21 protein-coding genes are annotated in these 23,251 nt (G+C 75.0%); 12 read left to right on the plus strand and 9 right to left on the minus strand.

The window, feature by feature from the left end; translation table 11 throughout:
- The first annotated feature begins 34 nt into the window (after positions 1 to 34).
- Both AC3ERT_RS21540 and AC3ERT_RS21545 read left to right on the plus strand, forming a co-directional pair.
- A complete protein-coding gene (locus AC3ERT_RS21540; protein WP_435134136.1) occupies positions 35 to 877 on the plus strand; it encodes a PhzF family phenazine biosynthesis protein in 843 nt (280 codons plus the stop codon).
- A 137-nt stretch (positions 878 to 1,014) separates the two neighbouring features.
- Complete coding sequence (locus AC3ERT_RS21545; protein WP_435176151.1) at positions 1,015 to 1,548, plus strand: hypothetical protein; 534 nt, start codon at positions 1,015 to 1,017, stop codon at positions 1,546 to 1,548.
- A 22-nt stretch (positions 1,549 to 1,570) separates the two neighbouring features.
- Here AC3ERT_RS21545 and AC3ERT_RS21550 read toward each other — a convergent pair whose 3' ends face one another.
- The 8 genes from AC3ERT_RS21550 to AC3ERT_RS21585 all read right to left on the minus strand — a co-directional run bounded on the left by AC3ERT_RS21550 (position 1,571) and on the right by AC3ERT_RS21585 (position 13,514).
- Positions 1,571 to 3,319, minus strand: a complete 1,749-nt coding sequence (locus AC3ERT_RS21550) for a TIGR03767 family metallophosphoesterase (RefSeq protein ID WP_435134141.1) — start codon at positions 3,317 to 3,319, stop codon at positions 1,571 to 1,573.
- Between the two features lie 177 nt (positions 3,320 to 3,496).
- Positions 3,497 to 4,324, minus strand: a complete 828-nt coding sequence (locus AC3ERT_RS21555; protein WP_435176153.1) for an FHA domain-containing protein — start codon at positions 4,322 to 4,324, stop codon at positions 3,497 to 3,499.
- Positions 4,325 to 4,478: 154 nt separating this feature from the next.
- On the minus strand, positions 4,479 to 6,569 hold the full coding sequence (locus AC3ERT_RS21560) for a serine/threonine-protein kinase (protein ID WP_435176156.1): 2,091 nt from the start codon (positions 6,567 to 6,569) through the stop codon (positions 4,479 to 4,481).
- Between the two features lie 110 nt (positions 6,570 to 6,679).
- Positions 6,680 to 8,626 carry an ABC transporter ATP-binding protein gene (locus AC3ERT_RS21565; RefSeq protein ID WP_435176158.1) on the minus strand — a complete coding sequence of 649 codons (1,947 nt, stop codon included), beginning with the start codon at positions 8,624 to 8,626 and terminating at the stop codon, positions 6,680 to 6,682.
- Positions 8,627 to 9,137: 511 nt separating this feature from the next.
- Positions 9,138 to 10,901 (minus strand): sodium/solute symporter, encoded by a 1,764-nt coding sequence (locus AC3ERT_RS21570; RefSeq protein WP_435134152.1) that lies wholly within the window; start codon positions 10,899 to 10,901, stop codon positions 9,138 to 9,140.
- Complete coding sequence (locus AC3ERT_RS21575) at positions 10,898 to 11,356, minus strand: DUF485 domain-containing protein (RefSeq protein WP_435176161.1); 459 nt, start codon at positions 11,354 to 11,356, stop codon at positions 10,898 to 10,900. Before AC3ERT_RS21575 ends, AC3ERT_RS21570 begins: the two co-directional genes overlap by 4 nt.
- 44 nt (positions 11,357 to 11,400) lie before the next feature.
- Entirely contained in the window at positions 11,401 to 12,336 is a 936-nt protein-coding gene (locus tag AC3ERT_RS21580; protein ID WP_435176163.1) for a LytR/AlgR family response regulator transcription factor, read from the minus strand.
- Entirely contained in the window at positions 12,333 to 13,514 is a 1,182-nt protein-coding gene (locus AC3ERT_RS21585; RefSeq protein ID WP_335970279.1) for a sensor histidine kinase, read from the minus strand. Before AC3ERT_RS21585 ends, AC3ERT_RS21580 begins: the two co-directional genes overlap by 4 nt.
- A 250-nt stretch (positions 13,515 to 13,764) precedes the next feature.
- Here AC3ERT_RS21585 and AC3ERT_RS21590 point away from each other — a divergent pair, with 250 nt between their 5' ends.
- From AC3ERT_RS21590 to AC3ERT_RS21630, 9 genes are all read left to right on the plus strand, one after another.
- Positions 13,765 to 14,400, plus strand: a complete 636-nt coding sequence (locus AC3ERT_RS21590; protein ID WP_435134160.1) for an acetate uptake transporter — start codon at positions 13,765 to 13,767, stop codon at positions 14,398 to 14,400.
- Between the two features lie 86 nt (positions 14,401 to 14,486).
- Positions 14,487 to 15,140: an HAD-IA family hydrolase gene (locus AC3ERT_RS21595; protein WP_335970284.1), complete on the plus strand. Its 654-nt coding sequence runs from the start codon at positions 14,487 to 14,489 to the stop codon at positions 15,138 to 15,140.
- 131 nt (positions 15,141 to 15,271) lie between these two features.
- The gene (locus tag AC3ERT_RS21600) at positions 15,272 to 16,294 is read left to right on the plus strand and encodes a DUF5954 family protein (protein WP_335970286.1); all 1,023 of its coding nucleotides are present in this window, start codon (positions 15,272 to 15,274) and stop codon (positions 16,292 to 16,294) included.
- Between the two features lie 118 nt (positions 16,295 to 16,412).
- Positions 16,413 to 16,709 (plus strand): DUF6191 domain-containing protein, encoded by a 297-nt coding sequence (locus tag AC3ERT_RS21605; protein ID WP_435134165.1) that lies wholly within the window; start codon positions 16,413 to 16,415, stop codon positions 16,707 to 16,709.
- Positions 16,710 to 16,806: 97 nt separating this feature from the next.
- A complete protein-coding gene (locus AC3ERT_RS21610; RefSeq protein ID WP_435176166.1) occupies positions 16,807 to 18,372 on the plus strand; it encodes a pentapeptide repeat-containing protein in 1,566 nt (521 codons plus the stop codon).
- 45 nt (positions 18,373 to 18,417) lie between these two features.
- The gene (locus tag AC3ERT_RS21615) at positions 18,418 to 18,747 is read left to right on the plus strand and encodes a hypothetical protein (RefSeq protein WP_335970294.1); all 330 of its coding nucleotides are present in this window, start codon (positions 18,418 to 18,420) and stop codon (positions 18,745 to 18,747) included.
- On the plus strand, positions 18,747 to 20,168 hold the full coding sequence (locus tag AC3ERT_RS21620) for a C2 family cysteine protease (RefSeq protein WP_335970295.1): 1,422 nt from the start codon (positions 18,747 to 18,749) through the stop codon (positions 20,166 to 20,168). Before AC3ERT_RS21615 ends, AC3ERT_RS21620 begins: the two co-directional genes overlap by 1 nt.
- A gap of 4 nt (positions 20,169 to 20,172) precedes the next feature.
- Positions 20,173 to 20,457 (plus strand): hypothetical protein, encoded by a 285-nt coding sequence (locus tag AC3ERT_RS21625; protein ID WP_335970297.1) that lies wholly within the window; start codon positions 20,173 to 20,175, stop codon positions 20,455 to 20,457.
- On the plus strand, positions 20,441 to 20,893 hold the full coding sequence (locus tag AC3ERT_RS21630; RefSeq protein ID WP_335970300.1) for a hypothetical protein: 453 nt from the start codon (positions 20,441 to 20,443) through the stop codon (positions 20,891 to 20,893). Before AC3ERT_RS21625 ends, AC3ERT_RS21630 begins: the two co-directional genes overlap by 17 nt.
- 40 nt (positions 20,894 to 20,933) lie before the next feature.
- Here the strand turns inward: AC3ERT_RS21630 and AC3ERT_RS21635 are convergent, their stop codons facing one another.
- Complete coding sequence (locus tag AC3ERT_RS21635; protein WP_435176168.1) at positions 20,934 to 22,418, minus strand: MFS transporter; 1,485 nt, start codon at positions 22,416 to 22,418, stop codon at positions 20,934 to 20,936.
- Positions 22,419 to 22,472: 54 nt separating this feature from the next.
- Between AC3ERT_RS21635 and AC3ERT_RS21640 the strand changes: the two genes are divergently transcribed.
- Complete coding sequence (locus AC3ERT_RS21640; protein ID WP_435176170.1) at positions 22,473 to 23,246, plus strand: helix-turn-helix transcriptional regulator; 774 nt, start codon at positions 22,473 to 22,475, stop codon at positions 23,244 to 23,246.
- Positions 23,247 to 23,251 lie beyond the last annotated feature (5 nt).

The raw sequence follows: 23,251 nt of genomic DNA on the forward strand, positions 1-23,251 counted from the left end.
TGGACGGGCGCCGGGGAGGCGCTAGCGTGCGGGCATGGACGTGCTGAGGTATGTGGCCTTCGCCACCGACGCCGCCGGGGGGAACCCCGCGGGGGTGGTGCTCGACGCGGGCGGGGCGGGGGCGGCGGAGATGCTGGCCGTGGCCGCCGAAGTCGGTTACTCCGAGACGGCGTTCGCGGTGCCGCGCCCGGACGGCGGCCTGGACGTCCGCTACTTCAGCCCGCTGGCCGAGGTGCCCTTCTGCGGGCACGCGACCATCGCGACCGCCGTCGCCCACGCGTACGAACACGGCCCGGGCGAGCGGGACTTCCACACCGCGGCCGGGCCGGTCCGGGTGGCGGCCGCGCTCGGGCCCGACGGCGTCATGACCGCCGAGCTGGTGAGCGTGCCGCCCCGCTCCCGGGAGCTGCCCGCGGCGGACCTGGCCGAGCTGCTCGCGGCGCTGCGCTGGTCCGCGGCCGACCTGGACCCGGCGCTGCCGCCCCGGGTCGCCTACGCGGGTGCCTGGCACCCGGTGATCGCCGCGGCAACCCGGGAGCGGCTGGCCGCGCTGGACTACGACATGGCCGCGCTCGGCGACCTCATGCGCCGCCGGGACTGGACCACGGTCGACCTGGTGTGGCGGGAGTCGGCGGCGGTCTTCCACGCCCGCAACCCCTTCCCGCCCGGCGGGGTGGTCGAGGACCCGGCCACCGGCGCCGCGGCGGCCGCGTTCGGCGGCTACCTCGGCGAACTCGGCCTGGTCGACCGGCCGGCCGTGCTCACCGTCCACCAGGGCGAGGACATGGGCCGGCCGAGCGTGCTGACCGTCGGCGTCCCCGCGGACCCGGCCGCCGGCGTCAGCGTGCGCGGCGCGGCCGTGCCGATCCCGCACTGACCGATCCCGCCGGACCCGGTGGCGCACCGGCCCGCGCGCCTTCACCCGTACGCGGGGCGGTACGGGACCGGTCCCGCGCCGGAACGGGTAGACCTGGGGAGAGCCGCCGGACCGGTGGCGCGAAAGGGGTCGAGCTGATGGCCGGACACACGCGGTGGGGATACGGCGTGGCCGGGGTGCTGGCCGCCTTGGCGCTGGCGGGGTGCGGGTCGGACGGGGCCGGGGCCGGTCAGGGGGCCGCCCCGGCCTCCTCGGACCCGGCGGGCGGCGGGCTCCCCGTGGCCACCAGCACGGCGGCCGCACCGGTGCTGTCGCCGGTCCGTACGACGGCGCCGGTCCGAACGACAGCGCCGGTCCGTACGAAAGCTCCGGTCCGTACGGCGGCGCCCGCGCGGACCAGCGGCGCCGCCGACCTGCGGTCCTGCTACGACGGCAGCTGCGAGATCACCGTCGCCGGGCCGGTGACGGTCCCGGTGGACAGCCGGTTCGGCTTCTCCTCGTTCAAGGTCACGCACGTCGGCGCCGACGGGGTGACCGTCACGGCCGACGGGGGCGGCACCCACCTGGAGTCGGGCGTCAGCCCCGGGGGCACGGCGGCGCTGAACAGCATCTCGGTCCGCGTGGTGTCGGTGCGCGGGCACACCGCCGTGCTGGCGGTCACGCACCACTGAGCCGCCCCCGTCGGGCGCGGGGTCAGGCGCCCGGTTTGGCCAGCAGAAGCTCGGTGTTGTGGTCGGCGGAGGTGCCGAGCTTGGCGGCGGGGGTGGCGTAGGGGTCGTTGAACGACAGCTCGCGGTAGAGGGCTGCGAGGTCGGCCTCGCCGGTGCTGGTGAAGTCGGTCGCGTACGGAGCGGCCGACTCCACCAGCGTGGTGAACAGCGAGAGGGTGCCGTCCTGGTTGTCGGCGATCTCGATGAGCCGCGCGTGCTGCGGGAAGTCCACGTGGGAGGCGGTGTTGATCTCCCAGAACGCGCGCTCGGGCACGGCGTGGCCGTGCGGGGTGATGAGGTTGGCGTGGGTGTGGCCGTTCACCCAGGCCACCACGTTCGGGTAGCGCTGGAGCAGCGTGACCAGCTCGGTGCCGGTGTGGCGGCCGTCGAACAGGTTGTACGGGTCGGGCAGCGTGTTGCCCATGGTGGTGCTGGTGTGGTGGCTGAACAGGACGACCAGCTGGTCCTGGGAGCCGCGCCGCACCACGTTGCCGTCGGTGTCGTACCAGTGGGTGCTGTACGACTGGAGGACCGCCTCCAGCCACTTCAGCTGCGCGGAGCCGATGGAGCCGTCCGCCCACCCGGCGCGGTTGGTGGTGTCCAGGCTGATGCCGAGGACGCCGTCGGCGATCGGGAAGGTGTAGTAGAGCTTGCCGCTGTCGGCGGCCGCCTGGGTGAAGCCGTGGCCGTACGGGCCGGGGCCGGTGACGGCGGTGGCGAGGTGCGCCTGCGCGAACTGCTTCGGGGTGAAGGGGGCGCGGCGGGCGTCGGGGGTGACCGAGCGGACCGGGCCGCCGCCGCCGATCAGGCCGAGCAGGATGGTGACCGCGGTCGCCGGGTCGTGCTGGACGGCGTCGGCGAGCTTGGCCGCGGTCGCGTCGTCGACGCCCTCGATCTTGCTGCCGCCGGTGTAGAGCGAGCCGAGCAGGCCCAGGTCGGGCAGGGTGCCCTCGATGCTGTCGTCGTGGTTGCCGACCGTGGTGTACCAGGGGGTGCGCAGCCCGCTCGCGGTGAACGGCCGTCCGGCGGCGGCCAGGAAGCCCGGCACCTGCGGGAAGCCAGCCTTCTTGTAGGTGTCCTGGAAGGCGGACTCGGGGTTCCAGTACTGCGCGGAGCCGGAGTTCTGCACGCCCTCGTAGCGGGAGGTGTCGCCGGTGTTCGGGGTGATCGCGCCGCCGCTCATCACCGTGAGGTACCAGTCGAGTTCGACCTGCTCGTGGTTGTCGGTGTTGTCGCCGGTCGCCATCACCAGGGAGAAGGGCAGGCCCGTGTAGGGGCCGCCGGCAAGGGAGTTGACCCGGTCGACCAGGGAGGCGGCGCCGCGCACGGTCAGCGCCTCGTGCGGGCGGTAGGCGGAGTCGATGTACTGCGCGAGGTACTCGAAGCGCACCGGCGACTCGGTGTCGGCCAGGTGCAGGTCGGTGAACTGCACGAACGAGGCGAGCCCGGTGCGGGTGGTGTCCCGGCCCGCGCCGCCCGCGGCCAGTTCGGTGCGCACCACCAGCGGCCAACCGGGCCCGCCCGCGAGGCGCTTGTAGGTGCCGCTGCCGGTGGCCGTCGCGGCCTGGGCGAGGGTGGTGCCCTCGACCGCGACGGCACGCGCGGCCGTGGCGGCGACCGCGCGATCGTGGGCCGCCGCCGATGCGAACGGGCTGTCCGCCAGGGTCAGGGCGGCCGCCGCCGCGGCGGCGGAGGCACCGGAGAGGAACTGGCGTCTGCTGGCTGCGCGCATGGACAAGTCTCCTGACGGTGGTCCTGGCGGGTGGTCGGGGCGGGCCCCGGGTGTGCCCGGTGCGCGCCCCGCTCCGTATTACCAGTGGGTAACGGCCAACCGCCAGAGTGCCGTCGCGTCCTCACGCCCGCTTGGCCGCCGCGTGAACCGGCCGTGAAGCGCCGACGGCTGCCAGGACTAGGCGATGCCGCCGCCGCTCCCGGTACGCGGGTCGAGGTCCGCCGGGCCCGGGTCCATCAGGTCCGGGTCCATCAGGTCCAGGTCCGGGGGGACGAGGGTGGTGGACTCGACCAGGCCGCGCAGCAGGTTGTGCAGGAGGTTGTTGTCCCAGGGGGTGCCCTCGTCGCCGTCGTGCATCAGCGGGTAGGGGAAGCCGCCGTCGTGCAACCGGCGCCGCAGGGCGGCGAGTTTGTACTCGATCCGGCGCACGCTCCAGTTGCCGTCCGGGCGCAGGCAGGCGAGCTGCTCGGCGGTGCGGCGGTAGGCCAGCGGGCGCGGGCCGTCCTCGTAGAGCAGGTAGTGCTGGCCCATCACGACCAGGAGCAGCCGCTCGTCGTCGTCCAGCGGCCAGACCTTGGGCGGCAGGGTCTCGGCGCGGCGGCGCGGTACGGCGCCGCGCTCGTCGTGGCCGGTGACGTAGAGCTCGACCAGGTGCTCGCGGAAGCCGGAGCCGCGGACGAAGACCGGGGTGTAGCCGGGGGCGAGGGGGATGGGTTCGGTGCTGCTGTGCATGAGGCGGCCGTGCGGCAGCCGGACCAGCTGGCGGCCGGTGTTGCGCAGCCACCACTGGCGCTTGCGGTAGGTGAGTTCGCCGTGGCGGCGGCTGACCCGCAGGTCGTCCTCGCCGACCGGCAGGTCCACGTCGTCCGGCCGCTCGCCGCGGCCGAACCTGATCACCAGACCGGTGCGCGGTGCCACCTTCAGGCCGCCGGTCACGGTGCGGGCGTGGAGCGTGCCGGGGCTGGCGGGCGCGGCGCCCCGCGCGAGGCTGTCCGGGCTGGTCACTGTCTCCTCCTCGAGCCGGGTCGGGGGTGGGCCGCGCGCTCCCCTCCGGTGCGCGGCCCCGGGGCCCCCGCGCGCCTTGCCTGCCGTGGCGCACCTCTTTGTCCGAGTGTGCCCGGGTGGTCCGGGACCCCTCCGCAAGCGGGTCGGGGAGGGGTCAGCCGGCGGGTAGGCGGGCGGCGGCCGCGGTGGCGAGGCGGGTGGCCATGGTGCGCAGCCGCGCGCCGCCGCCCGAGCCGCTGACCGCGAGTTCGAAGGTCTCGGCGAGGTGGTCGCCCTGGCTGCCGGTGTAGGTGCGGTGGACCACGTCGACCACCACGCTGCCGTCGTCCGGCGGTTCGACGAAGGCGCGGTGGCCGCCGAGGCGGGTGGCGGTGCCGTCCTCGGCGGTGGGCGGCTCGCCCCGGTCGAAGGTGAGGTCGACGTCGAGGTCGCTGGTGGTGCTCCGCCAGGAGCAGCCCCAGTTGCCGTAGGAGACGTCCGGGTGGTCGGCGTCGATGCCGGGGACGACTTCGAGGGCGGTCGCGGGCAGCAGGGTGCAGGCGTCCGTGGCGGCGAGCGAGCTGTCGGGCAGCGGCGGTTGGCGGCGCGGGAGCCGGCCGCCGGGCGGCACGGCGTTGAGGGCGGCGACCGCGGCGGTGGTGGCGGTGTCGGCCATGCCGCACAGGACCGCGGCGGAGGGGGTGGAGTCGTCGGCGGGCTTCGCGGTCACGACGGCGTGGGCGCTGCCGGTGCGGTGCCGTGCGCCCTGCCCGGAGCCGCTGGTGCCGCTCCCGCTCCCGGTGCCGGTGCCGGTGCCGTCTGGGCCGTCGCCGCCGCTGCCGTTGGACGTGGCGCCGTCGAGCAGGAGCGTACGGTCGCACTCGCCGCCGTCGGCGGGTTCGGCCACGACGCGCACCCGGCCGTCGGTGCGGACGGTGCCGGGCGGCTGGGCGGAGCCGTCGGCGAACTCCACCTCGATGTCGATCCGTGGCCCGGCGCCGGTGTCCACGATGACGTCGCACCGGTCGAAGTTGCCGTAGGCAGGGTCGAGTTCGGCGTCGCCGTAGCGGGCCAGCGCGGCGGGCTTCGCGAGCGCGCAGGGGTCGGCGGTGCGCTGGTCGCCGAAGAGGGCGGCGGACGCGGACCCGGTGGCGGTGCCCGTACCGGGCGCGGGGTCCGGCGCGGCCGAGGCTCCGCCCGAGCCGCCGGTGGCCGCCCACACGCCGGCGGCCACGGCCAGCAGGGCGACCGCCGCCGCCACGGCGGTCACCGGCCGCAGGTGGGCCCGCAGGAAGCGGCCCGCCCCCTGCGGCAGCAGGCCGCGGTCGAGGCGGCGCACCGAGCGGAACGGCACGGGCGCCCAACTGCTCTCGGCCGCCACTGAGTCCTGCGATGCCGACGGCAACGGGTCAGGCAGCTCCGGCAGTTCGGCGACCGGGCCCGCCACCGTACGCAGCAGCTCCCGCGCCTCGGCCGCGGTCGGCCGCGCGCCCGGGTCGCGGCGCAGCATCGCCGTCAGGGGCGCACGCAACTCACCGACATCGGCGGCGACTTCGACGGCTCCCCGGGCGTGCGGGCCCGCCCGGTAGGCGCTCGCGCCGTCGCCGGGCACGCCCGGGGGCCGCGGCGCGTCGCCGGTGACCAGGGCGTGGACCGCCGCGGCGAGCGAGAACACGTCGGAGGCCGGCTCGGGCCGGCCGCGGACCACTTCGGGGGCCGCGTAGTGCGGGGTGTAGCCGATGGCGCTGTTCGGGGTGATCGTCTCCTTGCCGCCGACCCGGTAGGCGGCGCCGAAGTCGGCGAGCTTCACGGTGCGGGGGCCGGTGGCCACGACGTTGCCGGGTTTGATGTCGCCGTGCACGATGCCCTCCGCGTGCAGGGCGATCAGCGCGTCCGCGACCTGTGCGCCGAGGTGGGCGGCGAGGCGGGGCGGCAGCGGCGGGCGGCGGTCGAGGCTGCCGCCGGGGGCGTACTCCATCACCAGGTAGGTGGTGGCGCGGGTGCGGCGCCCCACGCGGACGGCGTCGTGGAGCGTCACGACGTGGGGGTGGGAGAAGCGGGCGAGCACGCGGGCCTCGGCGCGCAGCCGGTCGAAGGCGGTGGGGCTGTCGTCGCCCAGGACTCTCTTCAGGACGACGTCCCGGCCCAGTTCCTCGTCGTGGGCGAGCCAGACCTCGCCCGAGCCGCCCCGGATCGGACCGTCCGTCAGGCGGTAGCGTTCGCCGACCTTCGTACCCAGGCGCACCGCGTCTCCCTCACCCGTCACGCGTGACCCAGCCAGTATGGCCCCCGGGGCCGCCCGGGTCGGGGGTTGCGCGGGTTCACCACCCGGCCGCGCGCCTTCGCGCGTACGGCCGCCCCCCGGCAGGCCGGCCGTCAGGGCTGGAGGGAGGCGTAGCGGCCGTTCAGGGCGAGGAGTTGGGCGTGGGTGCCCGACTCGGCGATCTCGCCGCCGGACAGCACGAGCACGCGGTCGGCGAGGGCGGCGAGGGACATGTCGTGGCTGACGACGAGGGTGGTGCGGCCGGCCGACAGGCGGCGCAGCGCGGGCAGCAGGTGGTGGACGGCTTGGGCGTCGAGCCCGGTGGTCGGTTCGTCGAGGACGAGGACGGGGGTGTCGCGCAGCAGGGCGCGGGCGATCGCGATGCGCTGGAGCTGGCCGCCGGACAGCCGGGTGGTGCGGGGGGAGAGCGCGGTGAAGTAGCCGTCGTCGAGAGCGGCGACGAAGGAGTGGGCGCCGGCCGCGCGGGCCGCGTGCTCGATCTCCTCGTCGGTGGCGCCGGGGCGGCCGCAGGCGATGTTCTCGCGGACGCTGCCGCTGAGGATGTGGGTGCGCTGCGGCAGCAGCGTGACCTCCTGCCGCAGCCGGTCCAGCGGCAGGTCCCGCAGGTCGGTGCCGTCCAGCCGGATCGTGCCCGCGTCCGGGTCGTAGAAGCGGGTGAGCAGGGCGAGCAGCGTGGACTTGCCCGCGCCGCTCGGGCCGGTGACGACCACGAACTCGCCGGGGGTGACGGTGCAGGAGACGTTGCGCAGCACCGGCGCGGCGGCGCCGGGGTGGCCGAAGCGCACACCGCGCAGGTCCAGCCGCCCGGCGCCGCGGGCCGCCGCGGGTACGGCCGCGGGCGCCGGGAGTGCGGGATCGCCCACCGCCGGGCGTGCGTCGAGGATGTCGGCCAGCCGCTCGGCCCCGGCGGAGGCGGCCGTGGCGGTCAGCGTCAGGCCGCCCAGGGAGCGGATCGGCGGGTAGAGGTAGCCGATGAACGCGGCGAACGCCAGCAGTTGCCCCAGCGACATCCGGCCCGCGGAGATCTCCCAGGCGCCCAGGCCGATGATGCCCAGCACGCACAGCGTCTCGATGACCTCGATCGACTGCTGGTAGCACTCGTCGAGCCGGGCGCCCCGGACGGCGGCGCGCAGCCACGCGCGGGCCGCACCCTCCAGCCGCCGCTCCTCGGCGCGTTCGCGGTTGTACGCCTGCGTGAACATCATGTTGTCCAGCGACTCGTCGACCACGGAGGTGAGGGCGCCGTCGGCCTGCCGCTCCTGCCGGGAGACCGAACTCATCCGCCCGGACAGGCCCTTGGCGGCGTACAGGAACAGCGGCGCGGTCAGGAAGGTGGCCAGCGCCAGGTCCCAGCGCAGCCACAGCGCGGCGGCGGCGTAGAGCAGGGCGCTGAGGGCGGCGGAGGCGCCTTGCAGCACGCCGGAGACCGCCATCTGCTCCACGGCTTCCACGTCTCCGGTGAGGCGTTCGACCAGGTCGCCCTGGCGGTGGCGCTGGAAGTAGTGCGGGGGGAGGGTCTGGAGGTGCCGGAAGACGGTGGCGCGCAGCCGCAGCACGAAGCGCTCGGCCAGCAGCGCGGACAGGGTGTTGCCGAGGTAGCCGCACAGGGCGGTCGCGACGGCCACGGCGAGCCACTGGGCGGCGGGCGTCCAGAAGCCGCCGAGGTCGCCGTCGCGCAGCGCGCCGTCGGTCAGTTCGCCGAAGAGCAGGATGGCGGCGGTCTCGCCGAGCGCGGTGCACAGGGAGAGGGCGCCGACCAGCACCATCCAGCGGCGGTCGCCGGCCGTCAGCGGCCAGAAGCGGCGGGCCGCGGCCCGTACGGAGGTGCCGGGGCCGGTCGGCTCCGGCGCTTCGGGCGGGGCCGGCGCCTCGGCGGATTCCCCTGCGGGTGCCGGGTCCGTGCCGTGGTCCGTGCCGCCCGCCGCGTCCACGGTGTGTGCGGGGTACGACGCGTCCGCAGGGTACAGCCCGTGCGGCGCGTCCGCGGGGCCCCGCCGGTCCGAGGCGCCCGGCACCCGGCCGTCCAGCAGCGTGTCCATCCGTCCCCTCCTCTTCTTCCTCTGCTTCCTCGTCCGGTTTTCCGGCCCCGCACACGCCGAGGCGGGTTCCGAGGGCCCTGAGCCCTGGAACCCGCCTCGCCGGCGCCGGTGGGGGCGCCGGCGTCGACGTCAGTTGCGCGCGTGCTTCGGACGCGGCGCCGGCGCGGGCTTGCGGGTCTTGCGCTTGGCCGGCTTCGGCGCGGGAGTGGACTTGTGCTTGGCGGGAACGATCTTGCGGAAGCTCATGATTTCTCCTCAGTGGATCTTCGTCCGGTGTTTTCTGTTGCCCCGTTCGGTGGCGACACCAGAAATCTACGATGGATTCGAGCGTGAAATCCACCAGATCCGCTGAGATCTGCCTTAATTGGCCGGCGGGGAGTTTTAATCGAAGGAAAGGAACCATCGGTGCAGGTGGCGGCGCTCACACCTGCCTATTGCTCACCTCGATTTTATTTACTTACGCCGCCCACACCTGTTTCCCCGCGCCAGGAATTGGCGGTGGGCCCGGCGGCTATTCCGGTGCGGGTCCTGTGACTTCTTCGGGCAGGTGCATCCGCAGCATCACCCGGTCCACGGCGGCGGCCGAGACGCGGCCGCGGGTGAGCAGTGAGCCCGCGACCATGACCGCGAAGGCGATCGGCACCGTCCAGGCGGCGGGTTCCTCCAGGAGCGCGGCGGCCCAACCGTGGCCCGGCCCGCGCACGGTGGTGACGACGACGGCCGCCGCGGCGAGCCCGCCGCCGGCCACCAGCCCGGCCAGCGCGCCGCGATCGGTGAGCCCGCGCCACCAGATCCCCAGCACCAGCAGCGGGCAGAAGGAGGACGCGGCGACCGCGAAGGCGAGCCCGATGGCGTCGGCGACCGGCAGCCCGGACGTCATCGTGGCCATCACCAGCGGCGGCACCCCCGCGACCAGCGAGGCCCACCGGAATCCGCGCGCCGACCCGCGCAGCAGGTCCTGCGAGACCACCGCGGCCACCGACACGGTCAGCCCCGACGCGGTGGAGACGAACGCCGCGAACGCGCCCGCCGTCGCCAGCGCCGCCAGCAGCCGCCCCGCCTCGCCGCCCTGCACGATCTGCGGCAGCACCAGCACCGCGGTGTCCGTCCTGCCGGTGAGCAGGAGTTGGGGCGCGAACACCCGGCCGAGCGCCCCGTACACCGGCGGCAGCAGGTAGAAGACGCTGAGCAGCACCAGTACGAGCAGCGTCGTACGGCGCGCGGCCCGTCCGTCGGGGTTGGTGTAGAAGCGGACGAGGACGTGCGGCAGCCCCATCGTGCCGAGGAAGGTGGCGAGCAGGATCGAGTAGACCGCGTACAGCGGATGGGCGCGGCCGCCCGCGCCGGACAGCGGCCGGGCCCACGCCGCGCCGGTCGCGGGCGCCAGGCCCGCCTGGTGCGGCACCGGCACCCCGGCGGGGAAGGTGAGCCGTACGCCGGCCCCGGCGGAGTGCTCGCCCGCCGCCAGCCGTACGGCCTGCGGCGCCGACTCCCGCCCGCCGGACCGCTGTTCGCGCCCTGGGCCGTACCTGCGCCCGTCCAGGGAACCGTCGACCGCGACCGTCACCGGGGCGCGGACGTCGAAGCGCACCGGGTCCTGGACGCGGACCACCGTACGGTGCGCGAAGCGCGGCACGTCGCCGCCGGTGAGCGCCGGCGACCCCGCGCTGTGCCAGGCCAGCACCAGGAACAGCGCGGGCACCGCGATCGCGACCAGCTTCAGCCAGAAGTGCAGGCCCTGCACGAGGGTGACGCTGCGCATGCCGCCCGCCGCGGACACCACGACCACCGCGCCCGCGACCACCACCGCCCCCGCCCACCGCGGAGCCCCGGTCACCGTCTGCAACGTCAGCCCCGCGCCCTGGAGTTGGGGCACCAGGTACAGCCAGGCGATCACCGCGACGAGCAGCCCGGCCACCCGGCGCACCGCGGTGGAGCCGAGCCGCTCCTCGGCGAAGTCCGGCAGCGTGTAGGCGCCGGAGCGGCGCAGCGGGGCGGCGATCAGCAGCAGCAGGACCAGGTAGCCGGCCGCGTACCCGACCGGGTACGCCAGCATGTCCACGCCGTAGGCCATCACCAGTCCGGCGACGCCCAGGAAGGACGCCGCCGACAGGTACTCGCCGCTGATCGCGGAGGCGTTCCACAGCGGGGAGACCTCGCGGGAGGCCACGTAGAAGTCGGAGGTGGCGCGGGACAGCCGCAGCCCGTAGACGCCGACGGCGACGGTCGCCACCAGGACGGCGCCGAGCGCGACCAGCCCGAGCACGGGGTTCACCCGGCACCGCTGTTCTCGGCCCCGCCCGCGGGCGCCGCGCCGGCGGAACCTTCCTGCGCGGTAGGCGGGTTCGCGGTTCCTCGCGCGGTGCCGGGTGCCGCCGCCGGGTCGGGGCCGTTGAGCAGGTCGGTGAAGTCGCGTTCCACCCGCTCGGCGTGCCGGATGTGGAACCAGGCCATGCCGACCAGCACCGGGTAGGCGACCACGCCGAGCAGCAGCCAGGCCAGGCGGAAGCCGAAGACCTCGGCGGTGCGCAGCCCGGGCAGCAGGGCGAACGCCGCGGGCAGGCCGCCGAGCACCACCACCAGCACCGCGAACACGCCGAGTGCGAGCCGTAGTTGGTCGCGGACGAGGGAGCGTACGTAGACCTGCCCGAGCCGGGGCTGCGTGTGCAGGTCGGCGGCGCGGGTACGGGCGGACCAGCCGCCGGGGCGGTGCCTGCGCGGCCCGGACACCGCGGTCCTGCGGGGCGGCGGCGCGGGAGGCTGGTGGCCGCCGGTCACCTGCGGCCGCCGGGACCGGAGCCGGACCCCGGGCCGAGACCCGAGCCGTGACCCTGGCCGGACGCCGGGCCGTGCCCCGAGCCGTGACCCTGGCCGGACTCCGAAGTCCCGGGGCCGGCCGCGGGGTTGCCGTACCCCGGGCCGGGGCGCGGCGCCCACCGCGTCAGCAGTTCGCGCAGCTCGCGTGAGTGCCGCCGGCTGACCGGGAGTTCGCCGCCGGCGACCCGTACCGTCCAGTGCCCGGCGTCCGAGCGCAGTTCCTCGACATGGCCCAGCGCCACCAGGAACCGCCGGTGGATGCGCAGGAAGCCGTGCGGCGCCCAGCGCTCCTCCAGTACGGACAGCGGGACGCGGACCAGGGGCGCGCCGCCGCGGGTGTGCAGGCGGACGTAGTCGCCCTGGGCCTCCACATAGGACACCTCGTCGCGGGAGACGAAGCGGGTGACCCCGCCCGCCTCCACGGGTATCCGGTCCTCGGGCGGGGCCGGCGGCGCGGGCCGCTCCGGCGCCGGACGGGCGTACCCGGCGCCGTCGGGCACCGCGCCGCCCGGCGCGCCGCCGCTCCCGATCAGCGCGGCCACCCGGCGCACCGCCTCCGCCAGGCGCTGCGGGCCGACCGGTTTGAGCAGGTAGTCGCAGGCGTTGAGGGCGAACGCGGAGACCGCGAAGTCGTCGTAGGCGGTGACGAACACCACCGCGGGCGGGTGCGCGAACCGGCCCAGTACCCGCATCAGTTCCAGGCCGGAAAGGCCCGGCATGCGGATGTCGAGGAAGACGGCGTCGGTGCTGCCGTCCTCCAGCAGCCGCAGCGCCTCCTCGCTGCCGCCGGCCGCCAGCACCCGGCCCACCCGGTGGTCGCCGCGCAGCAGATAGGTCAGCTCCTCCAGCGCGGGCGGCTCGTCGTCCACCGCGAGGACCTGTAGCGGTCTCACGAAGCGTGCACCCCGTTCCGGTACTTGGGCACCCTGACGTTGATCCTCGTCCCCGCACCCGGTGCGGTCTCCACCACCAGCCCGTACTCGTCGCCGTAGACCGTGCGCAGCCGTTCGTCCACATTGGCCAGGCCCAGCGAGTCCCCGCCGGCCTTTCCGGCGAGCTGCGCGCGCACCTGCTCAGGGTCCATGCCCACGCCGTCGTCCTCCACACTGATCCGGCACTCCGTACCGGCGTCCTCGGCCCGGATCGTGATCCGGCCCGAACTGGCCTTCGGGCCGAGGCCGTGCCGGACCGCGTTCTCCACCAGCGGCTGGAGGCACAGGAACGGCACGGCGACGGGCAGGACTTCGGGGGCGATCAGCAGATCCACCCGCAGCCGGGCGCCGAACCGGGCGCGCTCCAGGCGCAGATAGCTGTCCACGGAGTGCAACTCCTCCGCGAGCGTGCTGAACTGGCCGTGCCTGCGCAGGCTGTATCGGGTCAACTCGGCGAACTCCAGCAGCAGTTCGCGCGCCTGGTCGGGGTCGGTGCGGACGAAGGACGCGATCGCGGTGAGCGAGTTGTAGACGAAGTGCGGGGATATCTGGGCGCGCAGCGCCTTGAGTTCGGCCTCGATCACCCGGGTCCGGGAGCGGTCCAGCTCGGCGAGTTCGAGCTGCGAGATCACCCAGTGCGCGACCTCGCCCGCGGCGCGGACCAGTCCGGCCGACACCTGCCGCGCGTACACCGACAGCGCGCCCACCACCAGGCCGTCCACCACCAGCGGCACCACGACGGCGCTGCGCACCGGGCAGTCCAGGTCCGCGCAGGCGATCGCCTCGGCCGGCACCACCCAGGGGCGGCCGGCGTCCATCGCGTCCCTGGCGTGCGCGACCGCGTCCGCGGCGTGCTTGCGGCCCGGGCCCTCCCAGGCGAGCAGCGTCTCCGCGCCGACCACCGCCAGGGCGGGCGTGCCCAGCAGCGCGCGCAGATGGCGGGCGGCGCGCCGGGCGGAGTCCGCGTTCAGGCCGTCGCGCAGCGGCGGCGCCGCCAGCGACGCCTGGTGGAGCGTGGCGAACGCGGCCCGGTCCGCGGGGGTGCCGAACCCGCGCCGCCCCCGGACCAGCCAGAAGAGGGCAGCCGCTGCGCCCGCGACCACCAGGGCGACCGACACCACGGTGATCACCGAGCTCATACGTCGCATTATGGCCATCGCACCGCACCCGGGACAGGGGCGCGCACCGCCTTCCGCCCGGCGCCGAGGGACCGTTCACCGTGGGTGGAGGACCGTTCACCGAGCGGCGGGGACCGCTGGGCGACCCGCGCGGTGTGAGGGACGTCACGTCCCCGGGGTGCGACCTAGCGTGGACCGGGGGCCGGGCACGGCCCCGGCGGCAGCCCGCTGCCGTCCCCCCGGCATTCCTCGACGAGGAGGAAACCCGCAGATGAGCACCGCCGCACCGGCTCCAGCCCCTTCCGCCGCGGACACCATCGCCGACCCCGGACCGCTCGGCCTGGCCGGGTTCGCGTCCACCACGTTCGTGCTCAGCTCCTTCAACGCCCACCTGATAGACCAGAACCTGCTCACCGTGGTGCTGCCGCTCGCGCTGTTCTACGGCGGGCTGATCCAACTCCTCGCCGGCATGTGGGAGTTCCGCAAGGGCAACACCTTCGGGGCGACCGCGTTCGCCTCCTACGGCGCGTTCTGGCTGTCGTACGCGGCCTACGTGAAGTTCGTCGTCGGCACGCTCCCGCCGGACACCGCACACCAGGCCACCGGCCTCTACCTGCTGGTCTGGGCGGTCTTCACGGTCTACATGACCGCCGCCGCGCTGCGCACCAACACCGCCCTGCTGTCGGTCTTCGCCGCCCTGTCCGCCACCTTCATCGTGCTGGCCATCGGCGAGTTCGCGACCTCGGTCGGCGTCACCAAGGTCGGCGGCTGGCTCGGCCTGGTCACCGCGGTGCTCGCCTGGTACACCTCCTTCGCCGTGGTCACCAACGCCACCTGGAAGCGCCCGGTGATCCCGCTCGGCTCCCTCGCCCTGCGCGGCGGCCCGGTCGAGGAACCCCACGTCTGAGACCCCCCGCGTCCCGCCCCGTCCCCACGCCCCCACCTGGCCGCCATCCCCGCCCCCGCCTCCCGGGCAGCGGGTACGGTGGCCGGATGGGGGACTTCCAACGACCGCGGCCGGCAGCCGACTTCCTTGACGGCATCGCGTACGACGCGGTGCTCTGCGACTTCGACGGCGTCGTCCACCTGTGGCCGCCCGACTCGATGACCTCGCTCGACCTCGCCCGCGGCCTGCCCGAAGGGACCCTGGCCGCGGCGGCGTTCCGGCCCGCGCTCCTCCAACTCGCCGTCACCGGCGCGATCACCGACGAGGAGTGGCGGGCCCGAGTCGCCGCGGACCTGGCAGGCGTCTGCGGCTCGCGGCCGGCGGCCACCGCCATGGTCGCCGAGTGGACCGCCCGCACCGGCAGCGTCGACCCCGAGATGCTGGCGCTGCTCGCGGCCGTCCGCGCCCGCGGGGTGCCGGTGGTGCTGGTCTCCAACGCCACCACCCGGCTGGAGTCCTACCTCGCCGCCGCCGGTGTCGCCGACGCCTTCGACGCGGTGCTCAACACCGCTCGGCTGGGCGCCGCCAAGCCCGACCCCCGGGTCTTCGCCGCCGCGGCCGATCTGGCCGGCGCCGACCCGCGGCGGTGCCTGTTCGTGGACGACACCGCCGGCCATGTCGCCGCCGCCGAGGCGGCCGGGATGCGCGGGGTGCGGTACGACGGCGTGGCCGGGCTGCGGGCGGCGCTGGGCGGCCGGTGATTGCCCGGGAGAACCGGCAACGGCGGCGCGAGGGGCGCGAACTGGGGTTGTGCGGTGCACGGCCGCCGGGGCGGCTGTGAGTTCCGGGGGAAGGCTGGCAAGGATGCACCCTGTGTGAGCACAATGCCCGTATGAGTAGCGAGGAGCAGTGGCCCTGCCCGGACGGGCTGGTGATGCGGGTGCAGCCCCCCGAGCACCCGGTGGCGGCCGCGGAGGAGGCCGACGCGGCGGACGCCGCCCGCCGTTACGCGCACTACATCATCCGGGGCCCGCTGTTCGGGGTGGCCGCGCGCGGCCCGGGCGAGGTCGGCTGGCGGGTGGTCGCACCGGTGATGGAGGGCTTCCCGCAGGAGTCCCGCGACGTGCTCAACTCCTACCTGTGGCTGAAGGCCAAGGACGACACCGACGACCCGGCCGTACGCCGCGAACTGCTCGCCGCTGTGCACCGGTTGGAGAACGAGGCGGTCGACGAGCTGACGGTGTGCGGGGTGCGGTACCGGGTGGTGCGCGCCGAGGAGTACGTCTACACCAACGCGGACGGCCTGGAGCCGCCCCGCCCGTCCGACCGGGACGTCCTGGTGCCGGACTGGTTCGGGATGCCGGACGAGCCGGACCTCGACGAGGGGTTCGTGATCGACCACGCCGCGATCACCGGGATCGCCGCCGGCTCCGAGCGGCTGGCGCTGCGCGAACTGCGCTACCGCAGCGAGCGCTACCCCGAGGACGTGCGCGCCGACTCCCTCGCGGCGCTCGGGACCCACCCGGGCACCGTGGTGCTGCCGGCCGCCTTCCGCGTCGTCGAGCGCACCGACGACGGCTGGGAGCCCTTCTCCGCGGTCGTGGCCACCCCGCACGCGGCCCGCCGCACCCTGGTGACGGCCCTCACCGAGATGTGGCCGCGGATGTACGCCCTCGACGCCGACGAGACGGCCGAGTACGAGCGGATCGCCGACCGCTTCCGCGCGGCCGGGCGGGCCAACGAACTCGCCGTCGGCGACCGGATGTTCCACATCGTCCGGATCGGCCGCATGGTCCGGATCGGCCTGGACGGCCCCGAGCCGCCCCGCCCCTCCGACACCGACGCGTACGGCCCCTCGAAGATCCGCCCGACGATGGACGAGAACGGCGTCATCACCCACAGCTCCGAGGAGTGACCGCCGCGGCGCCGGGCCGCCCGGAGCCGCGGGTTGGCCGCCGGTTCGCCGCCGGGGCGCCGCCGCCGCGGCGGCGGGCGTAGCCTGGGCTCATTGCCGAGGTGGACGGAGGGCCGCGATGTTCGACTTCTTCGACGAACTGTTCGCGCCGGGCCGCAGGCACACCGAGGAGGAGCGCAACCGGCTGGAGCTGACCCGGGAGGACGAGGGCAGCAGCGATCCGGCGCGCGGGCCGATAGACCTCACCTCGGGGACGGTCACCGTACGGCTGCCGGACAAGCGGGGTGAACAGGACAAGTCGTCCGCCGGCGGCGGACAAGCCCCCGGGGCCGGCCCTGCCCCCGCCCCCGACACCCCCGCCCCCGACACCCCGGCCGCCGAGGACCACGACAGCCCCGACGCGCCCGCCGCCTGAACCGCGCCCCCTCCGCCTGCGCGTGACCCGCCCCGTCCTCGGACGCCCGTTCGGTAGGGTGCGGGGTCAGCGGGCCGACGACAGGGGGCAGGGGCAGATGCAGCCGGACTTCGCCGAGGCGTACGCGCGCGCCGCGGAACAGCTGACCGGCCCGGACCCCGACGCCCGGCCCGCGGCGCTGCGGGAGCTGGCGGCGCTCGCCGAGGCGGACCCCGAGCTCCGCCTGGACGTGGTGGCCGCCGTCTGCGGCTTCCTGTGCGACCCGGCCGGGGCGGACACCGGTCCGGCCGCCGAACTGCTCGCGGCCCTGGCCCGCCGCCACCCCGCCGGGGACTGCGCACCCGGCTGCGCGGACTGCCTCGACGTCGACCTCACCGGCGCCGTCCTGACCGCGGACACCGACTTCGGCGGCTGCCGCTTCGGCACGGCCGCCTTCGCCGACGCCCACTTCCGCGGCGCCTGCTCCTTCGCGGGCGCCCGCTTCAGCGGGGAGGCGCTCTTCCAGCGGGCGGTCTTCGAGCGGGGCGCCCGCTTCACGGACGTCCGGTTCGGCGCCGCGGCCGTCTTCGGGCGCACCCGCTTCCGGGCGGACGCCGACTTCTCCGGCGCCCGCTTCGAGGGCCTGGCCTGGTTCGGCCGCGGCGAGGAGACGCTGTCGGAGGACGAGGAGGTCTGGGAGCAGGCCGAGACCTGGCGGCCGGTGGCCTGGGACGAGCCGGGCGAGCACGACCCGTGCTGGCCGCTGGCCGTCCTGGACATGGACTACCAGGAGTGGGCGGAAGGCGGCGACGGGGCGCGGTTCGGCGGCCGGGCGTCGTTCGCCGGGGCCCGCTTCGCCGACGCCGCCTGGTTCTGGAAGGCGCGCTTCGGCGGCGCCGCGGACTTCGGCCGGGCCGTCTTCGGCGGGCGGGTGCACCTCGTCCAGCCGGCGGTCGACCTCACCGGCGCCCGCCACACAGGGCGCGCCGCCGGCGCCGTCCAAGCCGCCGGCACTGCCGAAGCCGCCACCGCCGCCACCGAAGAGCGCGAGTGGCCGCTCGGCTGGACCGCGGCCCCGCCGCCCACCGGTGCCGGCCTGCTCCTGGCGGAGGACCCCGCCGTCGCGCCGTACGCCCGCCAACTCGCCCACCCCGACGCCGAAGTGCGCCGCACCAGTCTGCGCCTGCTCGGCGAACTCGGCGACGCCCGGCCCGACATGCGGCAGCGCGCGGCCGACACCGTCTGCGCGTACCTGCGTTCCCCGCTGCCGTCCGAACCGGGCGCCCGGCAGGCCGAGTCGGCCGTCCGCGACGCCGCCCAGCGGCTGCTCGCCGACCGAACCCGCCCGGCCGCGGGCGACCGCTTCTGGTCCGGCCTGCGCCTCCACTTGTCCGGCGCCACGCTCACCGACTTCGACCTCAGCGGCTGCCGACTGGCGTACGGGGACTTCACCGGCACCCTCTTCCAGGGCGCCACCTCTTTCGCGGGCGCCGCCTTCGGCACCCGCCCGTACGACCCGGGCGCCGACTTCTGCCTCCCGGGCAGCACGCGCGGCCGGGCCGCCTTCCGCGGCCGCGCCGACTTCACCGCCGCCGCCCTCGCCCGCGCCTGGGGCCTCCAGCGCTGCCTCACCGGATGTGTTGTGACGGGTATCGAGGTTCCGGAAGAGGGCGCAATACCGTAATCTCCCCAGCGCAACAGCACGTTCGCCATACGAAACGGGGATCGCATGGGTGACGGGGGAGCGGGGGCGGAGACGCCCGCGCAGAAGAAGGCACGTGCCGCGGAGCTGCGCACCTGCGCACAGAAAGCGCGCACCATGGCCGGGACGCTCGGCACGTTCCTGGACACGACGGTCAACCAGGCCACGGCGAACCCGCCGATCTGGGCCGGGCCGTACGCGGAGACGACCACGAGCACGCTGGCCGAACGCCGCAACCGGCTGCGGGTGATGGCCGACGACCTGATCAGGGACTCGGTGCGCTGGACCAGCGAGGCGAGCCGGCTGGAGGACGAGGCGGCCAAGGACGGCGCCAAGAAGCCCGCGGGGAGCCACTGATGGCCTTCCACGGGTTCGACACCGGGCAGATCCGCACCATGTCCGGGCACATGAAGAACATCAGCCCCTCCGCCCGGACGCTCCACGGCGACCTGGCGGGCCTGCTCCAGAAGGTGCAGGGGCTGATGGACGGCAAACCGGCCACCACCAGCGAGGCGCTGGAGCCGCTGCTCGTCCAGGTGTTCCCGCTCTTCTACTCCGGGCTGCCCGCCTCGCTGCACTCGGAGTTGGACAGCACCTCGGCGTCGATCGACCGGCGCTGCACCCAGCTCGACGCGTTGCAGACGCTGGAGAAGCAGGGCTACACGGTCGACCCGAGCCTGTACTTCGACGACGAACCGCCGCCGGACGAGCAGAAGGTCAAGGACGCGCTGGCGTACTTCGACGACCACATCGGCGACTCCGGCGGCTTCCTGTGGTCGAACTCCGCGCAGGGCGCCAAGGAAGTCCTCGACGACTTCAAGAAGCTGACCCCCGCCGAGCTGGACATGGTGATGTCGCGGATGTCGCCGAGCCAGCTGAAGAAGCTCAACGGCCAGCTGGGCGAGGGCTCTTCGTGGTGGGGCGCGGGCGACTCCGACGGCGCGGTCAAGGCGGCGTGGACGAACATGATCCAGTCGGAGTGCGGGCCGACCACGCTGGAGAAGATCGAGCCGGTGCTGACCAACCTGAAGTGGCAGCCCGACACCACCGTGGACGGCGCGACGTACAAGACGGTGGACGGGCCGCTGTTCGGCCCGGACGGGCCCGACCTGATGAACGACCTGCGCCAGGGCCAGGACGGCGACTGCTGGTTCCTGTCCTCGCTGGCCGCGATCACCGAACGCGACCCGAGCTGGCCCCAGCAGCACATCCGGCAGAACCCCAACGGCACCTACACGGTGACCTTCTACCGCAAGGGCGTCCTGCCGGGGATGCCGCCGACCCCGGTCGAGGTCACCGTCGACAACAAGCTGCCGGTCGACTCCCACGGCAACCCGGTCTACGCCGACACCCGCAGCGGCGCCACCTGGGTGGCGATCTACGAGAAGGCGTTCGCGCAGTACTCCGGCGGGTACAAAAAGATCGACGGCGGCTGGGGCGACGTCGGCATGTCCGACCTGACCGGCCAGGACGCCACCCGCAGCAGCCCCGGCGACGTCTCCTTCGCCGACATCAACACCAAGATCAGCAACGGCGAGGCGGTCACCATCGGCACCAAGGGCGACGACGACATCCACGACGACCGGCTGGTGTCCGGCCACGAGTACTCCGTGGAGCGCGTCGACATGAACGCCCACCCGCCGACGATCACCCTGCTGAACCCCTGGGGCTCGGGCCAGTACGAAGGCACGAAGCAGATGCCCCAGGAGGTCACGCTGACCGAGGACGAGTACCGACGCAACCTGAACGAAGTGTCGTTCACACGGACAGGAGTGTGAGCCGATGTCCACGGTCTACCGTCTCGGGCGCCGCGCCCAGTTCCGCCGCGGCGACCTCGTCGTCGGCATCGTGCGCACCAGCGCCGACCCCGCCGACCCGTGGGCCCGGCTCAACCTGGTGGACGACGGCGCCCTGACCGGCGACGTGGTGCAGGTGCGGGCCGGCGACGTGGTGCCGGTCGGCCGGCACGAGCTGACCCTGGTGGAGGTGGTCCCCGGCTCGCGGGACGGCTACGTGACCTTCACCGTCCGCTGGCCGGAGGGGGCGCCGGATGAACCGGCCGAGTAGGGGGCGGCTGTTCGCGGCGGGCGGCGGGTTGGTGGTGGTGTGCGCGGCGGCCGTGGCCGTGGTGATGCACTCCGGGCACCACTCCGGCGACGCCGACCGCACCCCGCCGCCGCTGGGCGCCCACCCGGCGGACGTGCAGCGGCTCCAGGTCGTCGCGTCGGGCAACCCGTCCCGCCCGACCGGCTACGCCAAGCGCTCCGACGGCGGCACCGTGGGTCTCGGCGTCCAGAACGACGGCAGGAAGCCGGCCGCGGGCCGGGCGATCCTGATGATCCGCGACGGCGGCGGCACCTCGGGCCCGGCGAAGGTCGAGGTGGTGCGGGCCGGCCAGACCGTCACCGCCTACGGCGTCGAGGTGAAGGTGCTGAAGATCTGGCAGATGCCCGACCCGGCGCACAACGCGATCGACATCCAGGTCGACCCGGCCGCCGGCTGACCAGGGGCGCTGCGGCAGCGGGCACGGGGAGCCGACGGCGCTACGGCAGCAGGCCCTGCGCATCGGGGCCGTGCGCGTCGTAGTGCCAGAACGGCCGCACCGCGAGCGCCGCGGCCACCACGAGGACCACGCACAGCAGGGCACTGCCCGACCAGGCGGCGGTCAGCGTGGTGGTCGCGGCCATCGCCCCGGCCCGCAGGTCCCCGAGCCGGGGGCCGCCGGAGACCACGACGGTGAAGACGCCCTGCATCCGGCCGCGCATCTCGTCGGGCGCGTAGGTCTGCAGGATCGTCTGCCGGTAGACGGCGCTGACCAGGTCGGCGGCCCCGGCCAGCACCAGCAGCAGCACGGCGAGCCACAGCGCGCGGGCGAAGCCGGCCAGCGCGATCGCGGTCGCCCAGCCGACCACGGCGAAGGTGAGCGCGACGCCCTGGCGCCGGACCCGGCCGATCCAGCCGCTGCACAGCCCGGCCAGCAGCGAGCCGACCGCGACCGCGGAGTACAGCAGGCCGACACCGCCGTGGAAGCGGGACGCGGCGGCCTGCGGGAAGAGCGCGCTCGGCATGGCCAGCGCCATCGCCGCGATGTCCGCCCCGAACGACATCAGCAGCACCGGGTTGCCGCCGATGAAGCGCAGCCCGTCGAGCACCGCGCGCAGCCCCGACCCGGCACGCGCGGCGACCGGCCTGATCGACGGCAGCAGGAACGTCGCGTACAGCGACATGGTGAACAGCACGGCGTCCGCGGCGTAGGCGTAGGCGAAGCCGTGCGGGAGCGAGATCAGCACCCCGGCCACGAGCGGCCCGGCGACCTGGCCGACGTTGCCGACGGTGAAGCTGAGCGTGTTCGCCGCGGGGACCAGGTCCGGCGGCACGATGCGCGGGATGATCGCGCCGCGGGTCGAGGAGGAGACCGCGAACCCGGCGCCCTGCACGGCGACCAGCGCGAGGACCAGGCCCACCGAGCGGGCGCCCAGCAGCGTCTGCGCGAGCAGTGCGAGCGTCACCGCCCAGGTGGCCAGCGAGGACCACAGGCACAGCAGGCGGCGGTCCACCGCGTCCGCGACGGCCCCGCCGTACAGGCCGAAGACGACGATCGGCACGAAGCCGGCCAGCCCGGCCAGGCCGACGTAGAACGACGAGTGCGAGACCGCGTAGATCTGCACCGGGATGGCGACCTCGGTGACCATCGTGCCGACCAGTGACGCGCCCTGCCCGATCAGCACCCGCCGGAAGGCCGGTACGGCCAGCGGCCGGGTGTCGACGGCGGCGGCGCGCAGCCGCCGGGAGAGGCCGCCGGTGCGGGGCGCGGGCTCCGGCGGTCGCGCGGCGCGCACGGCCGTGTCCGGGGCGCCGGGCGCGTCGTCCCCGGCGGCGGACGGACCACCCACCGGTAGGCCGTCGGCCGGCCCGCCGTGCCCCGGTATGCCGTCGGCCGGAATGACGCGCGCGGGCACGGGGCTTGCCGGGGCGTCCTCCTGGTCGGGATCGCCGCCGCGGGCCGCGCCCGCCCGTGGGGTGTCCATGGCGTCCACGCTGTCATGCGCGCGGCTGGCAAACTTCCCATAATCTGCCTACTTGTGTCGCACAACCGCCGCCCGCCCGGGGCGGACCTGCCCCCGACCCACGCCCATGACCACGCGCCCGGCGAGGTCATCGGGCGGCACCGGCACGACTACCACCAGCTCATCTACGTCAGCACCGGGGTGCTCGCGGTGCGGACCGAGGCCGGCGCGTGGGTGGCCTCCGGCGACCGGGCGGTGTGGAGCCCGGCACACATCTGGCACGAGCACCGCGTTTACGGCCGCACCTCGGTGCACACCGTCGGCTTCCCCGCTGACGACCCGCCGCTGCGCGTCGACGGGCCGACGATCCTGGCCGTGGACCGGCTGTTGCGCGAACTCCTCATCGCCTGCACCGAACCGGGCCTGCCCGAGCCCGAGGCGCGGCGGCTGCGGGCGGTCCTCGGCGACCGGCTGCGCCGCGCCCACGTCCGGCCGCTCGCCCTGCCGGCCGCCCGGGACCCGCGGCTGGCCCACGCCTGCCGGCTGGTGGTCGCCGACCTGGGCACGCCGTGCACCCTGGGCGCGTTGGCCCGCCGGGTCGGGGTCGGCGAGCGCACCCTGACCCGGCTGTTCCGCACCGAGTTCGGCATGACCTACCCGCAGTGGCGGACCAACACCCGGGTCTTCCACGCCATGGTCCAACTCGCCGAGGGGGCGTCGGTGACGGCCACCGCGCGCCGCTGCGGCTGGGCCACGACCAGCGCGTTCATCGACACGTTCGCCCGCACGATGGGCCAGACCCCCGGTGCGTACCGGTCCGCCGCGCACCTGACCGCCCCGCCGCTGTGACCGCC

This window comes from Actinacidiphila sp. bgisy145 (genome assembly GCF_057708125.1).